Source organism: Aureibacillus halotolerans, from assembly GCF_004363045.1.
Classification (GTDB): domain Bacteria; phylum Bacillota; class Bacilli; order Bacillales; family DSM-28697; genus Aureibacillus; species Aureibacillus halotolerans.
In genome coordinates this window covers 203,236-227,027 of the sequence record NZ_SNYJ01000002.1, presented here as the reverse complement: position 1 = coordinate 227,027, position 23,792 = coordinate 203,236, and the positions used below count along the sequence as shown (strand labels likewise).

Below are 23,792 nucleotides of genomic sequence, written 5' to 3'. Positions count from 1 at the left end.
TTAAATGTTTATGGCTACCCTATTGACCATTTCATTCCTTCTTCGTATGATTAAACCGCTGTCATAAAAAGCGCAACACATATTGAAGGAGGATATGCAGCAATGGTGCTGCATCTGATCCATTTTGATGAGCCCTTTTTTCTCTAATCAAGTGTATATGCTTCGTGTGTTTTTATTTTTCTTTCATTCTGTTGCTACGCTTATCACAAGCTTTTTGCCTATCTATTTTCAAGCGTCTTCGCTCGATGGTACTCAGATTGGGATTCTTATGGCCGTCGGTCCATTTGTCTCCATTCTCTCACAGCCCTTTTGGGGATATCTCAGCGATAAGTTATCCACGGTAAAATACATTTTGCTTTTTTGCTTATTTTGTTTGTTTATCGGCACTGTTGTGCTCTTCCAAACCGATACCTTTTATATCTTAATCGGGAGCACCGCTCTTTTCTTCTTTTTCATGTCTCCTATTGGCGGTCTCTCTGATAGTCTCGCTGTGAAAACGGCTCACAAGGAAGGTATCTCGTTTGGCAGTATTCGAACGTTCGGGTCGCTCGGGTTTGCCATTACTGCATTAATTGGTGGAGAGATACTACAGTTGGCTGGTGTCGAAACATTGGTCTATTTATTGCTAGGGTATATTTTGATTGCGATGTTATTTTCTATGAAAATCTCAGATGTGAAGCAAGTAAAAACACCACTTACATTGCTTTCAGCGAGCAAACAGTTAGGTATTCCTACATTTTGGCTGTTTTTACTCGTTGTCACTTTGGTAACGATTCCACATCGAACAAATGATACATATCTCGGCATATATGTGAAAGCACTGGGTGGCGACGAATCGTTTATTGGCTGGGCATGGTTTATTGCTGTGCTTTCGGAAGCGTTGGTGTATGCAACAAGTCATTTATGGATGCATCGCTTGAGCGAGCTAACATGGATTCTTGGAGCCAGTCTCCTGTTTTCCCTTCGCTGGATTCTATTGTCATTTCTTAGTGATCCGCTTCATCTCATTGCATTGCAATGCTTACATGGCGTAACCTTTGGTGTGTTCTACATCTGTGCGTTTCAATTTATTACAAAACTCGTTCCCGCTCACTTACAAGGTTCTGGTCATTTATTATTTATTACTGTTTTCTTTGGACTCTCCGGGATGATTGGTTCTCTCGGCGGCGGGTTTGTCATTGAAACATTCTCACCCTCTGTTCTTTACTTTATAATGGGATTGAGTTCCGTCATTGGGAGCATAGCAATCGTTTTGTTTCGCCGTTATGCCTCTGTAAGACAATCCACTATAGGACGTTCGACCAGTATTTAATCTAGAGCATGATCACAAGCGAAATCATCACCATTCCATACTTTGACTGAGGTCCATCGTTTTTCCGTAGTTGTCCAAAACGCATCGTCTGCCGATAAACCGAGCGGTAAGAGCCCTACAGATGCAAGATAAAGACTACCTGTTGATATGTATCCTTCTCCAATAGATGGTTGATGCCCAACGAAACCAATGGTTAACCAACCATCAGCGTCATACGTTCTATTGGCATGCATTTGTCGTTTCAATACAGCGGTCATCGCAGCACGAACTTGACCTTCACTCAAGTGTGGTGGAAGTTCCTTATGGAGCACAGCCATGGCCAGCGCTTGTAGGCATCCAAAACGATAAGCCAATGAACGACCGACTGCTGGGTACGTGCCTTCAGGTGAGATCATTCGTTCTTGTAATTCAGCGTGACGTCCAAGCCTTTTTTGGACATCTACTTTCATTGTCTTCCAAGTACCGTCAATTAATGGTACGGCGTGTAGGATGTCGTAAAGCATTGGAAGGATGACAAAGCTATTGTAATAATCCATGTGCAGTTTAGGTCCATCGCCATAATAACCGTCCCCTAGATACCATTGCTCATGCTGTCTGAGCGCATAATCTACACGCATCGGATCCCATGTCTCACCAAGCACAGAAATGGCAGCTTCTGTGCACGCCGCAAATAAAAGCCAGTTGCTCGCCACAGGCTTACGGTCTCTTGTTGATATAAAAGCGTCTGCGAGTTGTTTCCTGGTCCTCGGTGGCAAATCAGAAAACAAGGTTGGCGCCCGTAAGACAGCTTGGGCGAGAAAGGCCGTATCAACAATCGGCTGGAGACCCTCGGTAAAATTCACGTAATCCGGGTGGTCAGGTGACGTTATGGCGTCAATGCCCTCACGCCAATCCTTCAAACAGCGAACGCGCAACTGTTCTTCCTCCCCCTTATGAGGCGTTTCAAGCCAGGGAGCCATACCTGCCAATAATCTTCCTACAGCTTCAAGATGGGTATATTTCCCTCGGTCTTGACCACTGGTTTCAATCGGCATTTTTGCTTTAAGTTCACCAGCAGACAACGCCGTTAATACAGGAGTCGCCATTTGCTGCATCGTATTAAGCCAGAATGTTCGATCATTCATCTCTATTCCCCTTTCCAATTATTCACTATTCTGAAATATACAGAAAGGCGCGTACCTTTCATCAGATACGCGCCTTGCAGGCTGATGACAAACGCTTGCTTTCTTCGTTGCTTTGCTTTGTCCGGTGCTCATTGCCCTTTTGGCAACTCCGCGCCTCCCAAAGCTTTGCGCTTAGATAAGACAAACGTTTTCATGCAGCCTGGGTACGACTGTTGACAAACGCTCGCTTTCTTTGTTGCTTTGCTTTGTCCGGTGCTCATTGCCCTTTTGGCAACTCCGCGCCTCCCAAAACTTTGCGCCTAGATAAGACAAGCGTTTTCATTCTGCTTGTTAACTTCTTTTTTCCATTGATTTAATTATGTCTATACAAACACACGCATCTGAAAGATGCGTGTGTTTGTTCTTTCTTAGGAGAGCTTTAGGCGAAGGTTTGCCCATTCAAGTGCAGCAGGAAACGCTTCTGGACGCTCCACCTTACTTGTAATGTCGATATGCTTGCCTTCGTCAGATGAATCATGAAAGCTGTGCATCAAATCGAGCACATGATATGCCAAATCACCGTTTGCTCGGTGAGGACGCTCACTAGAAATCGATAGTGCCATATCAGCAAGCCCTATGCCACGGGAGTTGTCCGCAAAGCCGTGGGACAACGGGACCTCAGACCATTCGCTGCTCCCTGAACGCTTTATTTTAATTGGACCGCCAAATGTGTTTGGATCAGGGACAATCAATGTACCTTCTGTTCCATACACTTCAATGCGAGGCAATGAAGAGCCTCCTGCAATGTCGAAGCTTGTCAAAATCGACCCAACAACCCCTGAATCAAACTCTAATAAGCCAAAGATCGTTGTCGGTAATTCTACTGGCATAAACGTTCCTGATTTAGGCTGACTCGTAATCAAACGTTCTTCGTGCGCTTTTGTCGTGATGCTTGTGACTTTTTTGACTGCACCTAATAAATTGACAAAGGCCGTTAAGTAGTAAGGACCCATATCGAACATTGGGCCTCCACCTGTTTTATAGAAAAATTCAGGATGAGGATGCCAGCTTTCTGGTCCTGAGGACATCATAAATGCTGTCGCACCTATTGGGCGCCCAATCCATCCATCATCAATTAATTTTCGACAAGTTTGCAGTCCGCCGCCTAGAAATGTATCCGGCGCGCTTCCTACTTTTAGGTTCGTTTCCTTCGCTTTATCCAGAATCTTTTTTGCATCTTCTCTTGTCACGGCAAGTGGCTTTTCGCCGTAGACATGTTTGCCATTTTCAAGGGCTGCCAAAGCAATTTCTGCATGCGCCGCAGGAATGGTCAGATTCAGAACAAGCTCCACTTCGTTGTCTGCTAGCAATTCGTCTACAGACAGTGCACGAATGTCATGTTTTTCTGCAACGTCTTTTGCACGATCAAGGTCAAGGTCCGCGCAAGCAACGATATCAAATCCATCGAATTTTTTACTATTATCCAAGTAAATATTGCTGATGACGCCACAACCAATGACGCCAACCTTTACATTTTTAGTATTCATTGATGTACCCACCTTTTACATTCAGTTATGAGGAATCTGTACCCAGCTTTTCTTTTCAGAAGCTTCGGCAACGGCTTCAAGTACCTTTTGATTTTCAACACCATCATTGAAATTAGGCGTCGGATTTTTGCCAGTGCTAATGCCTTCAATAAGGTCATGCACAAGGTTAATGAACGTATGCTCGTACCCGAGAATGTGCCCTGATGGCCAATAGGCACCTGCATAGGGATGCTCAGACTCCGTACAGTTGATTAGGCGAAAGCCTTGCAGTCCAGGCTCATCATCATGAAAATACACATGGAGATTGTTAAGATTTTCAAGGTCCCATTTGATGGAGCCTTTTTCCCCGTTAATCTCAAAGCGATTTCCATTGCGATTTCCACCAGCAAAACGACTTGCTTCAAAAACGCCCATTGCTCCATTTTCGAACTGAGTGATAAAGGCCGACGCATCATCAACATCAACCGTGTCGGTCTCATTTTCAGTGCCAGCCACTGGACGTTCGTTAACGAACGTTTTTAACATCCCTGCAACATCTGTGATTTCCCCGACAAGAAAGCGAGCAAGGTCGATGCTGTGTGCCGCAATGTCACCATGCGTGCCATATCCAGTAACCGCCTTTTTCATTCTCCAAGTCATTGGTGTCTTCGGATCAAGTAGCCAGTCCTGCAGATAAACACCTCGGAAATGATGGATTTTGCCGAGTTTTCCTTCCGAGATGAGCTGTTTGGCATATTGCACTGCTGGCGAGAAGCGATAGTTATGGCAAATCATATGAATGACACCAGCTTCTTCGACAGCCTGCTTCATTTCCTTTGCCTCTTCAACTGACATTGACAAAGGTTTTTCACAAATGACGTGCTTGCCAGCTTTCGCTGCTGCGATGGCAATTTCTGCATGAGAGTTGTTTGGAGTAACAATATCAATGAGATCAATGTCATCTCTCTCAATGAGCTTCTTCCAATCCGTTTCAATGCTTTCAAAGCCCAATTGTTCAGCGGCTGCTTTCACATTGGCTTCGTTTCTTCCTGAAATCGCCTTCAGAACAGGCTTTAATTCAGGTTTAAAATAATACGATACGTCACGATAGGCTTGAGTATGAGCACGGCCCATAAAGCTGTACCCCACCATGCCAATACGCAATTCTTTCTGGTTGGTCATTGTCGATTCACCTCAATTATTGAAATCGTTTTCCAATGTTCTTTTTGCGGTCACAAACTTTTGACAGATACGTTTATCCTCGATAAACAGCCAGAGATTCACACATTTCTGCCGTTTGCTTATACACTTGTTGATACAGTTGGAAAATGTTTTGATACGTTTCAACATTCTCTTTCACAGGGTGGAATTCCTGCTTTCTTCTGACAAACTTTTTAACAACCATGTCGATTGATGGTGCCCAACCACAGCCAGCTGCTGCAATAATCGCCGCACCGAGACTTGGTCCTTGTTCATTTTCAAGTGATACGACGGTGGCATTAAAAATATCTGCTTGCATTTGGAGCCACGCAGGATTTTTTGCTCCGCCGCCAATTGAAACGACGGTATTGATCGTTTTTCCTGCTTGACGGAATAGCTGCAAAGATTCATTCAGGGAGAATGTAATGCCTTCCATCACTGCTTTGGCAAGGTGGACACGCGTGTGCTCCGCATCCATACCAATCCAGCTAGCCCGAATAGAGGCGTCTGAGTAAGGGGTCCGCTCCCCATTTAGAAATGGTGTAAATAACAATCCGCGGCTTCCTGGTGGGATGGTTTCAATCCCATCGAGCAATGCTTCGAAGGATTCGTTCGGCGCTAATTGATCCTTCGCCCATTGCAGACTATACCCAGCAGCAAGCGTCACACCCATTGTATAAAACACATTGTCTTTGGCGTGATTAAAAAAGTGAACACCACCATCGACATCGATATCTTGTTCTTCATAAGAGAGGATGACCCCAGAGGTCCCGATACTACACAGCGTTTCGCCTGGTGCAATAATGCCCGCTCCAAGCGCCCCACATGCATTATCGGCTCCGCCTGCAAACACCTTGATGTCGTTCGACACCCCAATTTGGGTTGCTACATCACGAACCAATGTGCCCACCTCGTCTGTCGACAGCACGATTTCAGGGCACATGGATACTGGAATGTCCAGAGCATGGCACATCTCATGGCTCCAGGCTTTCTTTGCAGGATGGAACAATAATGTACCCGCAGCATCAGATGGCTCCATGTGAAGCGCACCAGTCAGACGGTAGCGCAAATAATCCTTCGGCAATACAAACGATGTTGCCTTTGAGAAAAGGTCTGGCTCATGCGCCTTGACCCAAAGCAGTTTCGGTAACGTAAAACCTTCGAGTGCTGGATTTTTTGTGTACGTATACAGCTCCTCACCAAGCGTCGTCCGAATTAACTCGCATTCAGCCGACGTTCGGGTATCATTCCAAAGCATCGCCGGACGAAGCACCTGTCGTTTTTCATCGAGGAGCACGAGGCCATGCATCTGACCCGAGAAGCTCATGCCCTCGATGCTTGTCGCAGCTTCTGGAACACTTTCGACAATTTTCTTCAAGGCTTCAATTGTGGCGTCCACCCACTGATCTGGGTTCTGCTCACGCACTCCACCAGCAGCGACATGCATATCAAGTGGGCTTGAGGCCTCCCCTTTGACATTACCATGTTTATCGACAAGTAGTACTTTTACTGCACTCGTTCCTAAATCAATGCCAGCAACGTAGCTCACGCGATCCCTCCATTTTTAACGGACGGCGTAAATGACGTCCTGAATTTTAGCCTTTAACGACTCTTGCCCACCTGATAGATTCTCAATGTCACCAATGGTCAACGCGTGAGCGTGAAGTGAATCGAGGGTTGCTTTTCCGTCCACAATCTCTTTTCCGATTCCAGTCGTGAAGGAGCGATAACGGTCTTCAATCAAGTTTTCAAACACTTTTTCTTCAATTAACGCGTGAGCAGCTTTCAAGCCCCAAGCAAATGTATCCATGCCAGCAACATGTGCTGAAATTAGATCTTCAGCGTGGAAGGAGCCTCTACGAACCTTGGCATCAAAGTTCAAACCACCTTTCCCAAGACCACCATTTTTCAGAATTTCATACATCGCTAATGTCGTTGAATAAATATCGGTTGGGAATTCATCGGTGTCCCAGCCAATTAATGTATCTCCCTGATTCGCATCAACAGAGCCGAGCATGCCTTGAATACGTGCCGTACGTAACTCGTGCTCGAACGTGTGCCCTGCAAGTGTTGCGTGGTTCGCTTCCAGGTTAAGTCGGAAACGATTATGCAGGTCATACTTTCGCAAGAAGGAAATGGTCGTCGCAGCATCTGTGTCGTATTGGTGAGTCGTCGGCTCTTTTGGTTTCGGTTCAATAAGCAGCTGACCATCAAAACCAATCTTCTTTGCATAATCCGAGGCCATGTGTAGGAAGCGAGCGAAATTGTCCTGCTCTAACTCAAGGTTTGTGTTAAGTAACGTCTCGTAGCCTTCACGTCCGCCCCAGAACACATAGTTTTCAGCGCCTAATTCTTTTGCGATATCAAGGCCATTCTTTACCTGTGCCGCAGCAGTAGCAAACACGTCGGCATGGTTCGATGTTGCAGCTCCGTGAACGTAGCGAGGATTAGAGAACATGTTCGCCGTATTCCAAAGAAGCTTGCGACCAGAGGAAGCCATATAGCCTTTCATTTCATCGACGATCGTGTCTACATTTTTAAAGAAATCGGCAAGCGTCTCACCTTCAGGCGCAATGTCGACATCATGAAAGCAAAAGAAGGGAAGATTCAAAATCTCCATCAGCTCAAAGGCGCCTTCCAAGCGTGCTTTTGCCAAGTCAAGCCCTTGCAAATGATTCCATGGACGTAACATATTTCCTCTACCAAACGGATCTGAACCGTCCGCTACAAGTGTGTGCCAGTATGCCATTGAAAAACGAAGCTGTTCCTCCATCGTTTTTCCTCCGACAACTGCATCCGGTTGATAATGACGAAATGCAAAAGGATTGTTTGTACCAGGACCTTCAAATTGAATAGGCTGACGATTAAAATAACTCATTATTATTCCTCCAATTCATTATGTTCATTTAAGCGTTTAACAGACCCTCTAACTTTTAATTCTGGGACAATATGTACGTTTTTTTGAGGTTTCTCCTGTCCTGCGTTTAGAACAGCGAGCAAGGTGTGTGCTGCGAGTTCCCCTATTTCTTTGACAGGCTGTGAAACCGTGGTCAACGGGGGATCAATAATAGAAGATACAGGAAGGTCATCAAAGCCCACAATGGAAAGATCCTCAGGAATGCGAATTTGTTTATCGCGACACCAGCTGTAAACATTGAGTGCATTGCTATCATTCATTGCAAACAAAGCAGAAGGCAGTTGTTTCACATGATGATAGTAACTCAACTGATCAATATAGTCTTCACCAATAAAGACATAGTCTTCGTTGTAAGCATGCTGTTCCTCCATAAACTCACAATAGGCTTTAAAACGAGAGCGCCACGCATAAATATCATTGTTCAAGCTGCAATATCCAATGTCACGATGGCCTAACTCCCATAGGTGCTCCAACGCAAGGCGTGTGCCTTTGGCGTTATCTGTATTTACAGCTGGCACCCCTTGAATGGACCCTTCTACGACGACAATAGGTACTTGCTTTTTTGCTGTTTCGATCATTGGGTGTCCTTCCTGAGCCAAATTGCTCAGGAGCAACATGCCTTCAACACGTGTGGAAAGAAGCTGGTAAATATTTCGTTCCTCTAAGGCAAGATCGTCATTAGAATTCACATGCACCATCGTGCGACCTGCTTGGCGAAGCACAGACTCAATACCTGCCATCACCTCGATGAAGTAAGGGTTTCTCATGTCATGTGAAATGACGCCAATAAACTGGGTACTTGTTTTTAACCCACGTGCAATTAGATTTGGAATATACCCTAGACTTTCTAGCGCCTGGTGCACTCTTCTTTTCGTGTTTTCGCTCACAGGGCCACTTCCAGTAACGACACGAGATACGGTCGTCCTTGATACACCAGCTTCTTTGGCCACATCATTGACCGTGACCTTCATTCGTGGCTCTCCCCCCTTTTCTACAACAGCTAAACTTTATGGTGGAGACTGTGAACGTTCACATTTCTGAATATGAGAAGAATTCATTTGCATTTTATCAGACAAATCCGTTGCGCGCAAGCGTTTTCAAAGAGGACTAGAACCTTTTCAGGTAACGAAGATCTTATTTCATTTAAAGAACTGTGGTGCTTGTTCACTCACTAGTAGCCGCTTTTGGTAATTTCGTGTAAAAGGCACTAGGTGATCTAACTTGAAACAATGTACTTACTTGCCTATTTGGTTGCAACACGGCTTTTCACCCGCTATACGAGACCGAGACACAATAAAAACAATATGTGCAGAAGCAAGCCCCAGCGAAGTCAAAATACGTAGACTCTAGCGGGATTAGCGCGAGCTGAAGATCCCCTCGGAAAGTCTGCTTTCCGAGGAAGCTGAAGCCGTGCCCCGCAGAAAGCGAAGTATTTTGACGAAGCGGTCGTGTTTTCTTTTTCTGCAGAAGTCTCACTAGTAGGCGCTTTTACTTTATGATAAAGCGTGGATCAAATGAGAAAGACCTTGTTGGTTCATTTTTGATCTTGACCAACTAAATTAGTAGAAAGGGCACTAGCAATAGCTCTACGGAGACCCATGAAAGTCTCCGTAGAATGATAACTTATTTCAGGTAACGAGCAAGATGATTTCGTGCTTTGACAATTCCTTGCTGTTCATTTTCAAGCGTTCCCCAATAGCGATGGTCTTCAAGTTCAATGCTGACCGCACGCTTGTAACCCGCTTTTTCTAATCGAACAGCAATGCGATCCCATTGAATGATCCCTTCACCAGGAATTGTGTAGCGCCAAGAACCTTCAGAGAAATCATAGGAAGAGCCAAAGGTAGCCGGAAGATGTCCATGCAAATATTGCTCCTCAGGAAGGAGTTCGGTATCTTTGCCATGACAATAAACGATGCGATCACTAAACTCCTCGAGCACTCGTAGATGATCAATTCCTAGTCTTACTAAATGGGAAGGATCATAATTCAAACCAAAATGCTTTGAAGGAGCTGCTTTGAACATCGCGCGCATCGTCTCAGGTGTACACCCTAGAGTTGGATAAGCTGGCGCTGACCCAGGATACCCTTCCATAGCTAGGTACACATTATGCTTCTCAGCCAGCTCAGTCACTTTATAAAACGAGTTTTCAAAATGGGCGAAGCTCTCTTTTCGCGTCTGCGAATTGTTTGGAGGCATCAAGCACATAAAGATAACAGATGCACCGTTTGCCGAAAATCGCGCAAAGGATTCATCAAGCTCTTTTAATGCCTCTGAAATTTTTCCTTCATCACTGCCTAAAAAAGGACTAGGGCCAAGCAAATACTTGCCATCAATTGAACCCGGCTTCACGCCTGCTTGGTCTAAAGCTGCTTTTATCTCCTCATTTAGATCAGGGAGGTCAATCACATCGATACCAACAGACGCTGCCCACTCAGCCATTTTTTCGTAGCCTAGCTCGCGAATGTTCGGTGAAATTCTCATACCAATATCAAAATTCATTCTTTACACCTTCTCTTTTGTGTTAGTTGGGTCGTATCCTGCTGCTTGATAAATCGCTTCTGTAAGCGTAACCACTTTCTCCGCAAATTCTCCTGGGACAACGACATCATGTTTGCCTAAGATAGCGTCTATAAAACTTTTATCTTGGTTGGTCACCTGCTCTGGAAGCTCAGGAACAACCGGGTCGTTTCCAGGAAAACGTAAAGTAAGTTTGTCATTATCGATAATAATTGCCCCTTTTGTGCCGCAAAACACAAAGCGCTCATCCCACATCGGAGCATGCCCGATCACAGCGATGTTGGCTAGAGGGCCTTCTTCAAACTGAAGCGAAATGTGCGAATCAATTTCCACCGGCGACCCTTGCTGACTAATATGGGCACGAATCGTACCAGGTGTCATATTTGTTGTCCACAAAAGAACATCAATTATATGGCTGCCTGAATCCATCAGCATGCCGCCACCTGAGAGAGATGGTGTTTGTCTCCAGCTATTTCGCGTTCCTACCATCCAATGCTGATAAAGTGAAGCGTTTACAGACGTCAGCTCACCAATGGTTCCATCGGTCAAAGCTTCTTTCACATATTGAAAAATAGGCATAAAGTGGCGCTGATATGACACTTGCAATACCTTATCTACGGCTTTTGCTTGCTTACAAAGTGTGGCTGCTTCATCCGATGAACATGTCATTGGTTTCTCAATAAGAACATGGCACCCTGCGTCCAAAGCCGCCATGGCTTGGGAGAAGTGGAGTGTATGTGGCGAACACAGCAAGATCGCATCCAATTGCTCCGTCTGTAGCATGTCTTCATAGCTGCTATAACATTGAGCGTTGTCAAGCTCCGGAAATTGTTTGATAGCTTTCGCAATACTGGCGCCATTCGGGTCACTTAATGCCGTAACAGTAACCTCATCAATGTCGGCCAATTGCCTAAAATGCAAATGAGATATGCCTCCAACCCCTGATACACCTAAGCGAACTGTCATGAACTCATCTCTCCATTTCAAATCCGAAATTCTTGGCTTAATGGCCAAGTGTCGGTTCATTATATTGGAAAATTCTGAATGAAAGTACACAAAGTTGTCCTATACCATTGTTTCTTCATCGAAGAAGGTCCTATTCTATTACACAGGGACAGGACCTTCTTCTTGTGGCGTCTCTTCAAGAGGATGATTACATTCCTTCGGGCAGTTCGATCTCTACTTCACGTTGTTTTTCAGATGAACGTAAAATGCCGTCAATAATTGCTTGGTTTCGAACAATTTCTTTTGTTGACACCGGCGCTTCTGTGCCTTCAATAATCGCAACTGCAAATGCGCGAACTTTTTCGTAAAAAATATCAAGACCATGGTTAATGGTTGGAATTGGTGATTCTGTATGGTGTCCAAGCGTATCATGGAAAAGGGACATTGAACCGATGCCGCCATCCCATACACCGCTCCATGGACCTTGTCCGGCAGGGAGGACTTTTAAACCTGCATTCGTACCAAGGAATAAACTTGGTCCAAGACTATCCATATGCATCGCCCAAGAAATTTTGAAATTCAACACTTGGCCTGTCTCGAAACGAATTAAAGCAACACCAAAGTCCTCCACTTCAAACTGGTCTGCTTGTGAGTGGTACGCCGGATTTGTTCCAAAATGATTGGAAGAATAGGCAGAAACTGTGACCGGCTTTGGATATCCAATTGCATTCAAAGCAAAATCTAATGAATAGCAACCGATATCTGCTAATGCGCCAGCACCTGCAAGGTCCTTTCGGATGAATGTGCCTCCTGGCATCCCACGTCTTCTTCCGCCACCTGTTTGTACATAATACACGTTCCCAAGCTCACCTGACTGAACAATTCGCTTGAGTTCCTTCATGTTCGGATCATAACGAGGCTGGAATCCTACCGTCAAAATTAAGCCAGTTTCTTTTTCAACTTGCGCCATTTCGACTGCTTGGTCTAATGTGACGCTCATCGGTTTTTCTACGAGCACATGTTTCCCTGCACGCAAGGCGTCTATAGTTGTCTGATAATGTGCAATGTTAGGTGTACAAATGCTTACGCCGTCAAGATCTTCTTCCAGTAGCTTTTCATGCCCTGTAAACGCTTTCGCATTTTCCAAACCGTGTTGAGCAATAAATTCTTCCGCTTTCCCCTCAATCACATCTGCGACTGCGACAATATCAACGTCGTCCATTTTTTTATACGACCTCACATGTGCTCCCGCAATGCCACCGCTTCCAATAATCCCAATTCTTAATTTTTTTGTCATCTGAATACCTCGCGATCCGTTTTTAACGTACTCACAGAACTTTTGTAAAACTTAGCAACTTCACCTCGACTATAAGGTATAACATTTAACAAGTCAAGGTCATTTTTCTATACTTTTTTAATCAATCATTCCAGTGGATTCCCCTAATATCAGCTTGAACGGCGATAAATATTGAAATTCCCCTAAAACCTCTCCTTCAATAAGTTGATATAACAACTCAGAAGATTTACGTGCCATAGCGACTTCATCTTGCTGAATATAGGACACGGCTGGTCTGCCAGAACGAACAGATTTCTCCGTATAATCAAAACAAAGATGAGGAAGCTTCACTTGATTTGCTCTCATCCATTGTGTTAACAATTCATCGACCGCATTTTCGCTTGATACATAAGCGTCCACTTCCAATCCATCCAAAGCAGAAAACAACAGCTGAGGGTTTTTATAGAAGGAACCTTCAACGACAGGCGTTTGCGTTGACGAAAGCTGCCGTTGCTGCACAGCCGCTTTGAAGCCTTTTAAACGCATCTCAAGAGAAGCTGTCCCATCCGTCACTGGCGTTAGATAGGCAACACGTTCAATTTTTTTATCAAGAAAGTAATTTACGGCCAGCTTTGCCGCCTCAAAATTGTCTGTATAAACCCCTGGAATCGGAAGCCCTGGCAAATGTCGATCAATAAATACGATCGGGAAATTCTCCAAGCTTAAGCGCAGAATTTGCTCATTGTAATGTTGCCCGTTCACAGGCGTAATCAACAGGCCATCCACCTGCTCTTCAACTGCTTTTCGAATAGCATTTGCTTCTTCAACGACGTCATTGTCGTTCATTAAGAGCAGCAACAAGTCTCCCCTTTTGCGCACTTCTTTCTCAACCTGTCTCATCGTTTCTAATCCATAGGTCGCACCAATCCCAGGAACGACCAACCCAATCTTTCTACGTCGAGCAGGTCTTGTGTCCTGAGGTTCATATAAACCGTGCAGCTGATGATCATCATGAAGCACATAGGACCCTTTGCCACGTTTTCGATGAACGACCTGGTGCTGCGCGAGCAAATCTAAGGCACGTTTAGAGGTGATGCGGCTCACATTAAATTCCTCAGCAAGCTCAATCTCCGAAGGCACACGATCCCCTTTTTGGTAATGGCCTTCTTTTATCTTCGTCAAAATATCATTATATATTTGTAAATAAAGCGGTTCTTTAATCATTTTATAAACCCCACTGTACTAAATTCAATCAATCCACTTCGGTTTCTGACACTCCTCATACATCCAAGCAACAATCGCTTTAGCCATCTCAATGAGCCGAACGCGTTCTAATGGAGTTGGAAGACTGCCGAAGCACATTGCTTCATCGATTTCCTGGTACCTTTCAGACACGTCAATTTTTTGTTTAATCATGGATAAAAGCTGATCTCCATCTGTTTGAACGTCTATGATTACAAACGCATATGTGGACTGTTTATACACCTGCTGAAGCGTTTCCACAAGCGGTTCAATGCCTTGTTCCTCAATGCTCTCCCTATCCGCATACGGCCAACCTAGAACAAGTGCTGCATTCTGAGCAAGACCCTGTGCTGCCGTGACAGGAGTTTTAATTAGAAACAAGCGTGGAATGTCCAACACTAACGAGGACGCTGTATCCTCTGTTCGTTCAATCCCATCGACAATAACTTGGAGCGCAGCCGCATAACCTGGCAACTCTCGCGACACGTTCAATGCTGAAAACAAAGGATACGGCATCATCACTTTATGTGACACAGTATGAAAAGCGTTGTGTAGGGACTCCATCGCTTTTGTTTCCGGATGATAAATAATGATCCAAGACGACTCCCCATGTGTAGAAATTAGATCAGATAGTGATTCTTCGCTTGGCAAATGAGGAAAAGCATGAATGGTTGTAGATTGTGAACGTTCTCTTAATTCTATACGCAGTTGTTCTGCGAGCTCTTTTGCCGCTCGTGGCAAATATCCAGCAAGAAGAATCGCATGTTCTTGTGTCGGTTTGCTATCGGTCATGGTTGTCTGCAAATGCATTGAACGAGGGAAGCATAAGATCCCTCGTTAAGTTGCTTGCAGATTCACCTCCAAACATTATGTATTTTTCCAAGGAAAATCAGTTTAAAAACACAATCGCAGCTGCCCCAATCACACCAGCATCTTGATCCAATCCTGAAGGGACTATCGTTGTTTCGCGACCTGATGGACCAAGCGCACGTTCGTTTACAAAGGCTTGGACAGCATCGAATAAAGGAGCACCCACTCTTGTGACCCCGCCACCAATGACAATTTTCTCAGGATCAAGCGTGTTAATTAATGACACACAGCCTACACCAATTTTTTCAAAAATAGTGTCTACAAACGCTTGAAGCTGAGCATCACCTTGCCTTGCTCGTTCAAACACGTCAGCCGCCGTAAGCGTCTCCCCTGTAAGCTTTGAAGCATGCCTCGCGATTCCCGTTCCAGAGGCTATATACTCAAATCCACCTTCCAACTCGCCTTCACGGGCACCGTAGGCGGGGTCGATCACCATATGCCCAATGTCGCCAGCATTCCCACTTTTCCCAGTAATTAACTGACCATTTGCAAAGATTCCGGCACCAATGCCCGTAGAAATCGTCATGTAAATAAAATCATTCGCATCCTGTGCTGCACCAACCCATTTTTCAGCTAATGTTGCTGCACTTGCATCGTTCTCAAGCGAAATCGGTATGGAAAAATGTTTCTCCAATTGTTTGGTGACTTGAATGCCTTTCCATGAAGGCAAATTTGGCGGCGATGTCACTGATCCTTCTTTCGAATTAAGTGGCCCTGGTGCACCAATACCAATGCCAGCACAACCATCTTCTGTTATGCTACACTGCTGTAACAACAGTTTTAATTCTTCCGCCATGCGATCAATCATCTCGTATGGTGGTAGGCTGAGATCCGTTGGAATAACCTTCTTGCCAATTAATACACCGTTTTCATTCACTAGCCCAATCGCTGTTTTTGTACCCCCGATGTCAATCCCTGCTGCAACCTTCATCACTCTCATCCTTCCCAAATGCAATACAGTCTGCATTCATTTTACCAAAACAAATAGGAATGATCTATCGATTGTTCATTTGTATATTTTCGCTAGCTGCTCCGCACACTTCTTGAAAAGGGGGTTCTTTTCAATGAAGCTAACCGAAACGGAACAGGTACAGCTTAGCAAGGCGATTGACTCATTAAACGTTGGTTTAGATGCACTTATCGTTTTGTACAATGAGTCCGATGATGAGCAACTCTTTTTTGAACCATCAGAAGCGTTAATTGCAACGTACAATAAAGTCACTTCGACACTTGACCCTACAGTCGTGAATGACCGCCTTGATCGGCTCATGATTGCTATGCTAGAAGCGATGATGCCGACAAAATCATAAAAAACCCTGCAGCATAGGCAACAGAGCTTTCAATCCTTTATTTTCTGAGATTAAAATGGGCGTTCAATTGACCTCTCAACATGTTCTCACGCACATTTTCTTTTGTTTCGGCTTTTTTCTTACGAATCATTTCCTGACGAATTTCAAAAGTCTGAACGCCATCCTCAATCTTGTCTGCAATGTCCATCAATCGTTCCACATCGTCAAAGGAGTACTTACGAAACCCTCGCTTTGTTCGGTCTGGGAATACGAGCTTCCGTTCCTCGTAATAGCGGATTTGCCTCTCCGAAAGACCTGTTAGTTCACTCACGGTACCGATTGAAATCACTTTTCGATCTCGATAAGAGGTAGGCTCTGTATCCAAATCCTCATTCCTCCATTCTCAGGCTTTTTGTAAGTATAACGAAGAGTTTGATAAAAAGGCTACTACATTGTCAGAAAGTCTGACAATGTAAACAAACGGCTACTTATTTATGTAATGAATTATAACGTCATACTGTTGAAAAGTTAACATAAGGGAAGTGCAAGTATTGAATGAATTTGCTTGTCCTGCAAATGCCATGCACAAATGACATTTCCACCATCAAATCAGTAAAAAATGCGCATTTTGTATTGACACCTTTGGACCCTCCATTGTATGATATTACTTGTCGAAACAACGCCAGCATGATCGTCTACTTTAGCTGGAAGAGCCCGACAGATTGATTCCTATATCGTGAGGCGTTAGCTCAGCGGGAGAGCACTTGCTTGACAGGCAAGGGGTCGGGGGTTCAATTCCCTTACGCCTCATCGGAAAGAGCACTTTGTTTGCAAAAACAAAGTGCTCTTTTGCATGCTTTGAATTCGACTAAACGCATCATCCAAACCTCTTGATCACCTTTTCGACATGCGGCATTAGACCACTCTTTTCAAAGATGAGGTTCGTTGGCGTTTTGTCTGGCACCTAACTAATTCGCTCTTCATGATCACGCTTCTGAATTTCTTCTTCCTCTAAATCTTCCTCCCGATCCCTTAATCGATGGGCCAATCTGCTTGACGCGTTAGCTGCAACACTGGCGACTAAGTCATCAAGGAACGTATGGACCCCATGCTCCTGCTTTGTATCAAGCTCCCGAATAATGCCTATTTTCTGTTTGTCCAGGTGGCCGTAGGTTGTCACGGCAATACTTCCATAACCAAACACCGCTCCAAAACCAATCGTTTCATCTACTCCGAATAACCCTTCATCACTTTCCACAATGGACTGAAGTGGTTCTGAAAGCATTTTTTTCTCAGCGAGCTTATCTAATTCGATTCCCACAAGCAATGCGTGTTGAATTTCACGTTTCTCCAAAACCGCTTCAACACTCTCTATACACTCATCAAACGATAAATTCACATTGTATGGAGCTTGCATCTGATACACAATATCCGCAACATCCTTTATTGTGACGCCTCGTTCAATCAAGAGATCCTTCGCCGCCTGCGCGACAACCTTGCTATGCACTCGTTTATTGACTGGCATTAAAAAAATCTCCTCCCTTTCTCATCTGAGTATACCAACGTTGGCTATTTTTGCCTATGGATTAGATTCTTAAAGATGTATGTCAGCATTCGTTTCTTAGTCATCATTTGCTATAATGGAGCAAGAAACGATTGGATAGGAGGAATTATCGTGCGCTTCGGCATTGTTGCTTTCCCCTCAAAAACACTTCAGGACAAAGCAAATTCTTACAGGATGAGGTACGACACTCGTTATTCACATATCCCACCACACGTCACATTAAAGCCTGTATTTGAGTTAGACGAAAAAGATTTTGATCAACTACACAAGCAGATTACTGAGGTGGCAAACAAACACGAGCCTTTTGAAATGAAGGTTTCTAGAGTAGGCACATTTCACCCAGTAAACAATGTTGTCTATTTTAAAATTGAAAGATCAGACAAAATCAATGCTTTGCATGACGAGCTGAATGATGGCACGTTGCACAGAGATGAGGATTATGCGTTTGTTCCGCACATCACGATAGGTCAAGACATGTCAGATGACGAGCTGTTTGATGTGTTTGAGAGATTGAAAATGACCTCTTTTGATTATAATGAAACGATTGATCGTTTTCATCTTTGTTACCAGCTTGAGAACGGTTCATGGACGGTTGCGGAAACCTATCATTTAACCAGCAAAGGCTTGCGTGCCGATGATTGTTAAATGGGCGGCAAATGACTCCATTCGAGACGATGCACACCGTGTCAGAGAGCTTGTATTTATTGAAGAACAAAACGTGCCTCGGTCCCTAGAGATGGATGCGTTCGATGCAGTCGCTCTTCACGCAGTTTGTTATTTGGAAGGTCAAGCTGTCGGAGCCGTTCGTTTTAGGGAAACAACAAACAATGTGGGCAAAGTCGAGCGTTTATGCGTATTAAGCACGCATCGAGGTTACGGCATTGGGAAGCATCTTATGCATGCCATTGAAAAATTGGCTACGCTTAATCAGCTCAGTGCGGTTCAATTAAATGCGCAATCGCATGCGCTCCCGTTTTATGAAAAGCTTGGCTACGAAGCCGTCTCAGAACCTTTCATGGAAGCAAACATGCCTCATGTGACGATGTTAAAAAAGTTGTAAGAAAAAAGCGTTAAGCGAATTGGTCAAAATGCCTGCCTATACCAGTTTCTTCACGTTCCCAATTTTGTAAGGATGGCACTGCCTTGGCGACGTCTGAATTGCTATGAACAAAACGACGATTGCTGTCTGTATCCATAGACTTCGTCATTAAGGTGACACGTTCCACTCTCGGCTCCCTTGGCTGCCATTTCTCCGGAAGAATTCGCTCCGCATACGTCTGATACTGATAGGTTGGGACAGGGGAAATCCACATTGATTCACCACCTCTTCCTTTGTTTACTAAGTATATTCCCGCTTTTCGGCACCTATGAAACATGCCAGTACCTAGATCAGAGGTTTAAGAAGACAAATTTCGCACCTTACATTTGGCAGACACACTTAGATATAGATAGGTAAACCTGGAAATCAATTTTGTAATTGGTTTTTATACAAGCTGCCATTCGCTCTCTTTCACCCTAAGGGCACAAGTGCATCATCGACTCGATAAGGCCTTGTCGTGATTTCTTTGCCGCGGGCGATCTGCGAGCGTTGAAGAAGGTATCTGCGCAGCAAAAAATTGATTTTGGTAAGAAGAAAGCAGTTTATCCTCATTCGAGGGTGGACTGCTTTTTCTCTATTAGCTTTATCATGTGTTTGGTGTTTACCTCAAACGCAAGTATGCATGTATAGGAAATGCCCCATGTACTTCAGTGTATGCATTACGTGAAATCGTTTCATCCCTGCGTTCATGTGTTCCATGATCGGCCTGCACTTAACTCAAATTCAATCTGTTCCATTTATACGCAAGGTTCACTTGATCGTCCTGAATCTCTCATCCGACAGACCGGAAAGAATTTGCAAAAACAGAAAAATCCACCGCTGCATTAATCCTGCGAAGCAGATAATCTTCTGACATCAGGTGATATAATTCTGCATAAATCAATGCGCTTTTTTCTTGTTTGCTAATACAATACGGCACAAGTCGCTTTTCCGTTTTCACTGCTATACGAGACCGAGACAAATTATAAACAATTTACGCAGAAACAACCATCAGCGTAGTCAACATACGTAGACTCCTGCGGGAACAGCGCGAAGCTGAAGATCCCGCAGGAAAGCAAGACTCCGAGGAAGCTGAAGCCGTGCCCGCGGAAAGCGAAGTATTTTGACGCAGTGGTCGTCATTGCTACATCGATTCGAAAGTACCTCATCGTGATTTCTTTTCACTCTAAAGGGCATAAGTGCATCATCGACTCAAAAAGACTTCGGCGCGATTTCTTTGCCGCTAGTTATTTAGAGCGTAAAGATCCGCTTAGTTATTCAAAAGAGATCTTTTAGAAAATACAGGATTGTGAGCATTGACACCTTTAGATTCTTGAATGCACATGGTGTCAATCGCCTTGCTTCTACTCAGGCACAGCCATCATTGAAGCTGATTTTTGCACTACGAAAGTTTTCTTAAGAAGATAACAAAACCAAATGAAGAATCGAATAAAATCAAATCCTGAATGAAAATAGATTTATTAGGCATAGCCTTGGCTGGCGCAGAGTTGCCATAGGGGCAATAAGCACCAGACAAGATTTTGCAACAAAGAAAGCGAATGTTTCTCATCAGTCTTTTTTTTTTAAGCGAAACTAACTGTCCTTCAGGTATTAAAAAAACGGACGACGTTGTGGACGGTGATGCTTTTTGTTTTCGCTGGATTCCTCATTAATGTCTTTGTCGTGATGATTCTTACGCCCTTCATCAACTATAATGACTTGATCTGCCTTAATGATCACCTTATCCGCAGAGATGACCTTCTTCCTTTTATGTTCTTCAGACACGTTTAATCCCCTCCTACATTTTTCTAGACTCCTACGTAGTGTATGCCCTTGACCTATAAAACGAGTGGGCTTTTTATGTTTTCATTGTCTCAAAGAAAGTGTCGTTCAATACAGCCAAAAAGGATTGACAAATCTCCGCACCCACACAGAATGACCGAACTTACATAGTGTAATAGAGACAGAAATGTCAATTCCGTTAAGTGAGGTGTATACCACTATGGGCTGTGGTAAGAAAATGGAAAGTCCATCACACAAACAATGTGTGGTCGATGCGGTCAGATCCATCCACGACATGCAGGAAGCCGTTGAAGACAATTGCTCTTCCAGCTGTTTCTGCAATCTTTTATCCCCTAAAGCTACACTCGGAGACACAGTACCCTTTATTCTTTTGGGCAAGGGGGACTTTAATGCATTAAAGTCCTTTGGAAATATTGGCGGACTAGTAGGTCCGGATAGATGCTTCTCAACCATCTTTTTCCGTGTGGAAAAAGTAAAGGGACACTGTGCCACATTATCTTTGCTTCGACCGCTTAAAAAGAATGGCGAGCAAATTGATGACTTACACTCACCTTGTGACCGTCATCTGTGTGCACTTGAGAAAACAGATGTGTGCATAGAAGTGGATCTAGAGTGTTTCTGTGCGATTCAATGCCTATCGCCACAGTTAGTCATAGGTTGATCGGCATATCGTCATTTCGGCAGCTTAAGAGCTGCCTTTTTCTTGTCCAAGATTTTATTACTTCAAGCCCATTTTCAACAAATCTCTAAAATCCAATCACCATTTTCCCCTCTTGTTTATATTCTAGTTAGTGAGCAAAACGCCTTGAAGTTTTCAAAAGAGAAGGAGTGTAAATCAATGGGATGCAAAGACAATACCGATCGGTTTGATGGAAACTGTGTAACTGATGCTTTACGCAACATAAAGGACATACAAGACGCCGTTGAAGATGAGTGCTCGTCAAGCTGCTTCAGCAACTTGCTTTCACCTGTTCAAACATTAGGAGACACGATTCCTTTTGTATTGTACGGCAAAGGAGGCAAAAACTTATTTGTTGCCACTGGAAACGTAGGTGGCTTTCAAGAAGGACCATGCTTCCAAACGCCATTCTTCCGCATTAGAGATTTTCACAGAGACTGTGCCACGCTGCAATTGCTTCGTCCGTTTGACCGCTTTGAACCAATCTCGGTTACTGACGAGGATGAACTGTGTGACGTCACCCGTCTAGTGAAAACAGATTTTTGTATCGAGGTAGACTTAAGCTGCTTCTGCGCCATCCAATGCCTCGATCCTCGCTTGTTGAGCAGCCGTCATCATCACCACGATTGCCGTGATGAAAGCTCAAGCTCATGTGAATCATCATCTCACCACCATCGTAAATAAAAGGTGAGAAATGAAGGCAATGAAAGAAGGCGGTGATCATCGGATGATGTTCACTCGCTTTCTTTTTTTATTGGTTCAGCTCAATAACTTTGACGAGGGTAAACCAAATCACGTCGTTGAGGTTCCTCCCCGTATTTCCGTTCAATGTCATCTTCAAGTGCAATATACATACGCTTAAACCGATGGCTTATATCAGCGAAAAGACCATCTCATGAACCAACTGTCTAAAAGAATATAAAAAAGCCTCTCCACAGCTTACGCTGGAAAGAAGCTTTGCCACTTAGAAACTGTTAAAAACCAAGTATTTTCACATCTAGAATGGAATCTAAAGCAACTGTATTCGCCTCTCCTGTACTCTTCCTGATGGATACTTCGTTAGCGGTTAGCGCATATACATGACCTTTGAAAGTGTCTTCTGCCGTTGTAATTTCACACATAGGCTTTGAAACGGAAGGCAATCGATTGAGAAATTCTAGCTTTTCTTGGCCTGATAATGACTTGAATTGCCCTTTTCGACTACGCTCTTTTTGATAAGGTTTCTTTTCTTCTGCTTCTACATCAGGCTTTGACTCTCCGGTAGTTGCCGTCGTCTTTAGGTCTGGCGCTACTGTTGATTGCTCATTGTCTTGCTCCGTTGGCAACGTTGCCGTTCCGGTTTTTGAGCTCGCTTTTTCTTGCATCCCTTCAGTAGAAATAGGGAAATCAGGCTGGACAATGTACAATAAAGGCTTTTTAACAGTTGTTTGCATACGGAACACACCTTTCTATTCGTCGATGGTTTATCGTATGCATCTCGCCTAGAGAATGTGCCCAGTAGATCCTCAATGATTGCATGGAAAAGGATAAAGCATTGCTCTGGAACTGGAGCAAAAAATCAAAAGAAAAAGGCAGCTCTAAACGTCATGTATCTGACTTTAGAACAACCCTTTTTATGTTAGCTTCCTAGAATATTAAACCCACCATCAACATGCAATATTTCGCCGGTGATCCCTCTTGCCATTGGGCTTAGCAGGAAGAGTGCCGCATCGCCAACCTCTTCTTGTGTAACCGTCCGACGAAGCGGAGAGCGTTCTTCAATCTCTTTAAGAATGGAATTAAAATCGCCAATCCCTTTTGCTGAAAGCGTACGAATTGGGCCAGCGGAAATGGCATTCACTCGAATGCCTTCCTTCCCAAGGTCAGCTGCCAAATATTTCACACTTGCATCAAGAGCAGCCTTGGCGACACCCATAACATTATAATTGGCTACAACGCGCTCACCGCCAAGATACGTCATTGTGGCAATGCTTGCCTCTTCTGTGAAATAGGGCTTAGCAGCTCTTGCTACAATCGTAAGCGAATAGGCACTAATGTCGTGAGCAAGTAAAAAACCATCTCTCGTTGTGTCTACAAACGCTCCTCGTAGATCATCCTTGTTTGCAAATGCAATACAATGGGCAATCCCACTAATTTTTCCTGCTTTTTCATGAATTTCTTTAAATGCAGCTTCTACTTCGTCGTCCTTTGTGACATCACATGCCACAGTCACAGGGGCTTCATCAATCGTTAATGCTAAATCCTCAACGCTTTTCTTTAAACGTTCTGTAGCATATGTGAACACAAGCTTTGCGCCTGCTTCATGCAATGAACGAGCGATGCCCCAAGCAATGCTTCGTTGATTTGCTACACCCATTACAACGTACGTACGTCCTTTTAATGACAATGTCATGCTCTTGTCCTCCTAGCTATTCTTTCTCTTGGCATAGTATAGCATAATTTAAAGTACAAAATAATACATTGGATGC

The 23,792-nt window shown here is 44.1% G+C and carries 24 protein-coding genes and 1 tRNA gene; 7 read left to right on the top strand and 18 right to left on the bottom strand.

The window, feature by feature from the left end:
• Positions 1–127 precede the first annotated feature (127 nt).
• Positions 128–1,312 carry an MFS transporter gene (locus EV213_RS03255; protein ID WP_133579057.1) on the top strand — a complete coding sequence of 395 codons (1,185 nt, stop codon included), beginning with the start codon at positions 128–130 and terminating at the stop codon, positions 1,310–1,312.
• Here the strand turns inward: EV213_RS03255 and EV213_RS03250 are convergent.
• From EV213_RS03250 to EV213_RS03195, 12 genes are all read right to left on the bottom strand, one after another.
• The gene (locus tag EV213_RS03250; protein WP_133579056.1) at positions 1,309–2,436 is read right to left on the bottom strand and encodes a DUF2264 domain-containing protein; all 1,128 of its coding nucleotides are present in this window, start codon (positions 2,434–2,436) and stop codon (positions 1,309–1,311) included. The genes EV213_RS03255 and EV213_RS03250 overlap by 4 nt on opposite strands.
• Before the next feature lie 407 nt (positions 2,437–2,843).
• The gene (locus tag EV213_RS03245) at positions 2,844–3,962 is read right to left on the bottom strand and encodes a Gfo/Idh/MocA family protein (RefSeq protein WP_133579055.1); all 1,119 of its coding nucleotides are present in this window, start codon (positions 3,960–3,962) and stop codon (positions 2,844–2,846) included.
• 21 nt (positions 3,963–3,983) lie between these two features.
• Positions 3,984–5,123, bottom strand: coding sequence for a Gfo/Idh/MocA family protein (locus tag EV213_RS03240; RefSeq protein WP_133579054.1), 1,140 nt, complete (start codon positions 5,121–5,123; stop codon positions 3,984–3,986).
• Positions 5,124–5,196: 73 nt separating this feature from the next.
• Positions 5,197–6,690 (bottom strand): xylulokinase, encoded by a 1,494-nt coding sequence (gene xylB / locus EV213_RS03235; protein ID WP_133579053.1) that lies wholly within the window; start codon positions 6,688–6,690, stop codon positions 5,197–5,199.
• 15 nt (positions 6,691–6,705) lie between these two features.
• Positions 6,706–8,019, bottom strand: coding sequence for a xylose isomerase (gene xylA, locus EV213_RS03230; protein WP_133579052.1), 1,314 nt, complete (start codon positions 8,017–8,019; stop codon positions 6,706–6,708).
• A 2-nt stretch (positions 8,020–8,021) separates the two neighbouring features.
• Positions 8,022–9,029, bottom strand: a complete 1,008-nt coding sequence (locus EV213_RS03225) for a LacI family DNA-binding transcriptional regulator (RefSeq protein WP_133579051.1) — start codon at positions 9,027–9,029, stop codon at positions 8,022–8,024.
• Positions 9,030–9,681: 652 nt separating this feature from the next.
• Positions 9,682–10,560, bottom strand: a complete 879-nt coding sequence (locus EV213_RS03220) for a sugar phosphate isomerase/epimerase family protein (protein ID WP_133579050.1) — start codon at positions 10,558–10,560, stop codon at positions 9,682–9,684.
• A gap of 3 nt (positions 10,561–10,563) precedes the next feature.
• Entirely contained in the window at positions 10,564–11,544 is a 981-nt protein-coding gene (locus EV213_RS03215) for a Gfo/Idh/MocA family protein (protein WP_133579049.1), read from the bottom strand.
• A 187-nt stretch (positions 11,545–11,731) separates the two neighbouring features.
• Positions 11,732–12,820 (bottom strand): Gfo/Idh/MocA family protein, encoded by a 1,089-nt coding sequence (locus EV213_RS03210; RefSeq protein ID WP_133579048.1) that lies wholly within the window; start codon positions 12,818–12,820, stop codon positions 11,732–11,734.
• A gap of 117 nt (positions 12,821–12,937) precedes the next feature.
• Positions 12,938–14,023: a GntR family transcriptional regulator gene (locus EV213_RS03205; RefSeq protein ID WP_133579047.1), complete on the bottom strand. Its 1,086-nt coding sequence runs from the start codon at positions 14,021–14,023 to the stop codon at positions 12,938–12,940.
• A 24-nt stretch (positions 14,024–14,047) separates the two neighbouring features.
• Entirely contained in the window at positions 14,048–14,833 is a 786-nt protein-coding gene (locus EV213_RS03200; protein WP_133579046.1) for a type I phosphoribosyltransferase, read from the bottom strand.
• Positions 14,834–14,930: 97 nt separating this feature from the next.
• Positions 14,931–15,842 (bottom strand): ROK family protein, encoded by a 912-nt coding sequence (locus tag EV213_RS03195; RefSeq protein ID WP_133579045.1) that lies wholly within the window; start codon positions 15,840–15,842, stop codon positions 14,931–14,933.
• A gap of 133 nt (positions 15,843–15,975) precedes the next feature.
• Between EV213_RS03195 and EV213_RS20645 the strand changes: the two genes are divergently transcribed.
• On the top strand, positions 15,976–16,221 hold the full coding sequence (locus EV213_RS20645) for a hypothetical protein (protein WP_166639142.1): 246 nt from the start codon (positions 15,976–15,978) through the stop codon (positions 16,219–16,221).
• 37 nt (positions 16,222–16,258) lie between these two features.
• On the opposite strand, the gene EV213_RS03185 is transcribed toward EV213_RS20645, so the two are convergent.
• Entirely contained in the window at positions 16,259–16,585 is a 327-nt protein-coding gene (locus tag EV213_RS03185) for a MerR family transcriptional regulator (protein WP_133579043.1), read from the bottom strand.
• 353 nt (positions 16,586–16,938) lie between these two features.
• On the opposite strand from EV213_RS03185, the gene EV213_RS03180 reads away from it, so the two are divergent.
• A tRNA-Val gene (locus EV213_RS03180) sits at positions 16,939–17,010 on the top strand.
• Positions 17,011–17,164: 154 nt separating this feature from the next.
• On the opposite strand, the gene EV213_RS03175 is transcribed toward EV213_RS03180, so the two are convergent.
• Positions 17,165–17,725, bottom strand: a complete 561-nt coding sequence (locus tag EV213_RS03175; RefSeq protein ID WP_133579042.1) for a phosphatidylglycerophosphatase A family protein — start codon at positions 17,723–17,725, stop codon at positions 17,165–17,167.
• 150 nt (positions 17,726–17,875) lie between these two features.
• On the opposite strand from EV213_RS03175, the gene EV213_RS03170 reads away from it, so the two are divergent.
• Entirely contained in the window at positions 17,876–18,409 is a 534-nt protein-coding gene (locus EV213_RS03170) for a YjcG family protein (protein WP_133579041.1), read from the top strand.
• Positions 18,399–18,824, top strand: a complete 426-nt coding sequence (locus tag EV213_RS03165) for a GNAT family N-acetyltransferase (protein WP_133579040.1) — start codon at positions 18,399–18,401, stop codon at positions 18,822–18,824. Before EV213_RS03170 ends, EV213_RS03165 begins: the two co-directional genes overlap by 11 nt.
• A gap of 10 nt (positions 18,825–18,834) precedes the next feature.
• Here EV213_RS03165 and EV213_RS03160 read toward each other — a convergent pair whose 3' ends face one another.
• Both EV213_RS03160 and EV213_RS20640 read right to left on the bottom strand, forming a co-directional pair.
• Complete coding sequence (locus EV213_RS03160) at positions 18,835–19,077, bottom strand: hypothetical protein (protein WP_133579039.1); 243 nt, start codon at positions 19,075–19,077, stop codon at positions 18,835–18,837.
• 1,376 nt (positions 19,078–20,453) lie between these two features.
• A complete protein-coding gene (locus EV213_RS20640) occupies positions 20,454–20,627 on the bottom strand; it encodes a hypothetical protein (RefSeq protein ID WP_166639141.1) in 174 nt (57 codons plus the stop codon).
• Positions 20,628–20,844: 217 nt separating this feature from the next.
• Here EV213_RS20640 and EV213_RS03155 point away from each other — a divergent pair, with 217 nt between their 5' ends.
• Both EV213_RS03155 and EV213_RS03150 read left to right on the top strand, forming a co-directional pair.
• Positions 20,845–21,306, top strand: a complete 462-nt coding sequence (locus EV213_RS03155) for a CotY/CotZ family spore coat protein (RefSeq protein ID WP_133579038.1) — start codon at positions 20,845–20,847, stop codon at positions 21,304–21,306.
• Between the two features lie 177 nt (positions 21,307–21,483).
• Positions 21,484–22,008 carry a CotY/CotZ family spore coat protein gene (locus EV213_RS03150; RefSeq protein WP_133579037.1) on the top strand — a complete coding sequence of 175 codons (525 nt, stop codon included), beginning with the start codon at positions 21,484–21,486 and terminating at the stop codon, positions 22,006–22,008.
• 290 nt (positions 22,009–22,298) lie between these two features.
• Here EV213_RS03150 and EV213_RS03145 read toward each other — a convergent pair whose 3' ends face one another.
• Together EV213_RS03145 and fabI are read right to left on the bottom strand one after the other, a co-directional pair.
• On the bottom strand, positions 22,299–22,757 hold the full coding sequence (locus tag EV213_RS03145; RefSeq protein ID WP_133579036.1) for a CotO family spore coat protein: 459 nt from the start codon (positions 22,755–22,757) through the stop codon (positions 22,299–22,301).
• 185 nt (positions 22,758–22,942) lie between these two features.
• Positions 22,943–23,716, bottom strand: coding sequence for an enoyl-ACP reductase FabI (fabI, locus tag EV213_RS03140; protein WP_133579035.1), 774 nt, complete (start codon positions 23,714–23,716; stop codon positions 22,943–22,945).
• Positions 23,717–23,792: the final 76 nt, after the last annotated feature.

Bases quoted from the DNA above. Each gene is read 5' to 3' on its own strand.
- EV213_RS03255 (WP_133579057.1), top strand. From the start codon at position 128: ATGAGCCCTTTTTTCTCTAATCAAGTGTATATGCTTCGTGTGTTTTTA.
- EV213_RS03250 (WP_133579056.1), bottom strand. From the start codon at position 2,436: ATGAATGATCGAACATTCTGGCTTAATACGATGCAGCAAATGGCGACT.
- EV213_RS03245 (WP_133579055.1), bottom strand. From the start codon at position 3,962: ATGAATACTAAAAATGTAAAGGTTGGCGTCATTGGTTGTGGCGTCATC.
- EV213_RS03240 (WP_133579054.1), bottom strand. From the start codon at position 5,123: ATGACCAACCAGAAAGAATTGCGTATTGGCATGGTGGGGTACAGCTTT.
- xylA (WP_133579052.1), bottom strand. From the start codon at position 8,019: ATGAGTTATTTTAATCGTCAGCCTATTCAATTTGAAGGTCCTGGTACA.
- EV213_RS03225 (WP_133579051.1), bottom strand. From the start codon at position 9,029: ATGAAGGTCACGGTCAATGATGTGGCCAAAGAAGCTGGTGTATCAAGG.
- EV213_RS03220 (WP_133579050.1), bottom strand. From the start codon at position 10,560: ATGAATTTTGATATTGGTATGAGAATTTCACCGAACATTCGCGAGCTA.
- EV213_RS03215 (WP_133579049.1), bottom strand. From the start codon at position 11,544: ATGACAGTTCGCTTAGGTGTATCAGGGGTTGGAGGCATATCTCATTTG.
- EV213_RS03210 (WP_133579048.1), bottom strand. From the start codon at position 12,820: ATGACAAAAAAATTAAGAATTGGGATTATTGGAAGCGGTGGCATTGCG.
- EV213_RS03205 (WP_133579047.1), bottom strand. From the start codon at position 14,023: ATGATTAAAGAACCGCTTTATTTACAAATATATAATGATATTTTGACG.
- EV213_RS03200 (WP_133579046.1), bottom strand. From the start codon at position 14,833: ATGACCGATAGCAAACCGACACAAGAACATGCGATTCTTCTTGCTGGA.
- EV213_RS03195 (WP_133579045.1), bottom strand. From the start codon at position 15,842: ATGAAGGTTGCAGCAGGGATTGACATCGGGGGTACAAAAACAGCGATT.
- EV213_RS20645 (WP_166639142.1), top strand. From the start codon at position 15,976: ATGAAGCTAACCGAAACGGAACAGGTACAGCTTAGCAAGGCGATTGAC.
- EV213_RS03175 (WP_133579042.1), bottom strand. From the start codon at position 17,725: ATGCCAGTCAATAAACGAGTGCATAGCAAGGTTGTCGCGCAGGCGGCG.
- EV213_RS03165 (WP_133579040.1), top strand. From the start codon at position 18,399: ATGATTGTTAAATGGGCGGCAAATGACTCCATTCGAGACGATGCACAC.
- EV213_RS03160 (WP_133579039.1), bottom strand. From the start codon at position 19,077: ATGTGGATTTCCCCTGTCCCAACCTATCAGTATCAGACGTATGCGGAG.
- EV213_RS03155 (WP_133579038.1), top strand. From the start codon at position 20,845: ATGGGCTGTGGTAAGAAAATGGAAAGTCCATCACACAAACAATGTGTG.
- EV213_RS03150 (WP_133579037.1), top strand. From the start codon at position 21,484: ATGGGATGCAAAGACAATACCGATCGGTTTGATGGAAACTGTGTAACT.
- EV213_RS03145 (WP_133579036.1), bottom strand. From the start codon at position 22,757: ATGCAAACAACTGTTAAAAAGCCTTTATTGTACATTGTCCAGCCTGAT.
- fabI (WP_133579035.1), bottom strand. From the start codon at position 23,716: ATGACATTGTCATTAAAAGGACGTACGTACGTTGTAATGGGTGTAGCA.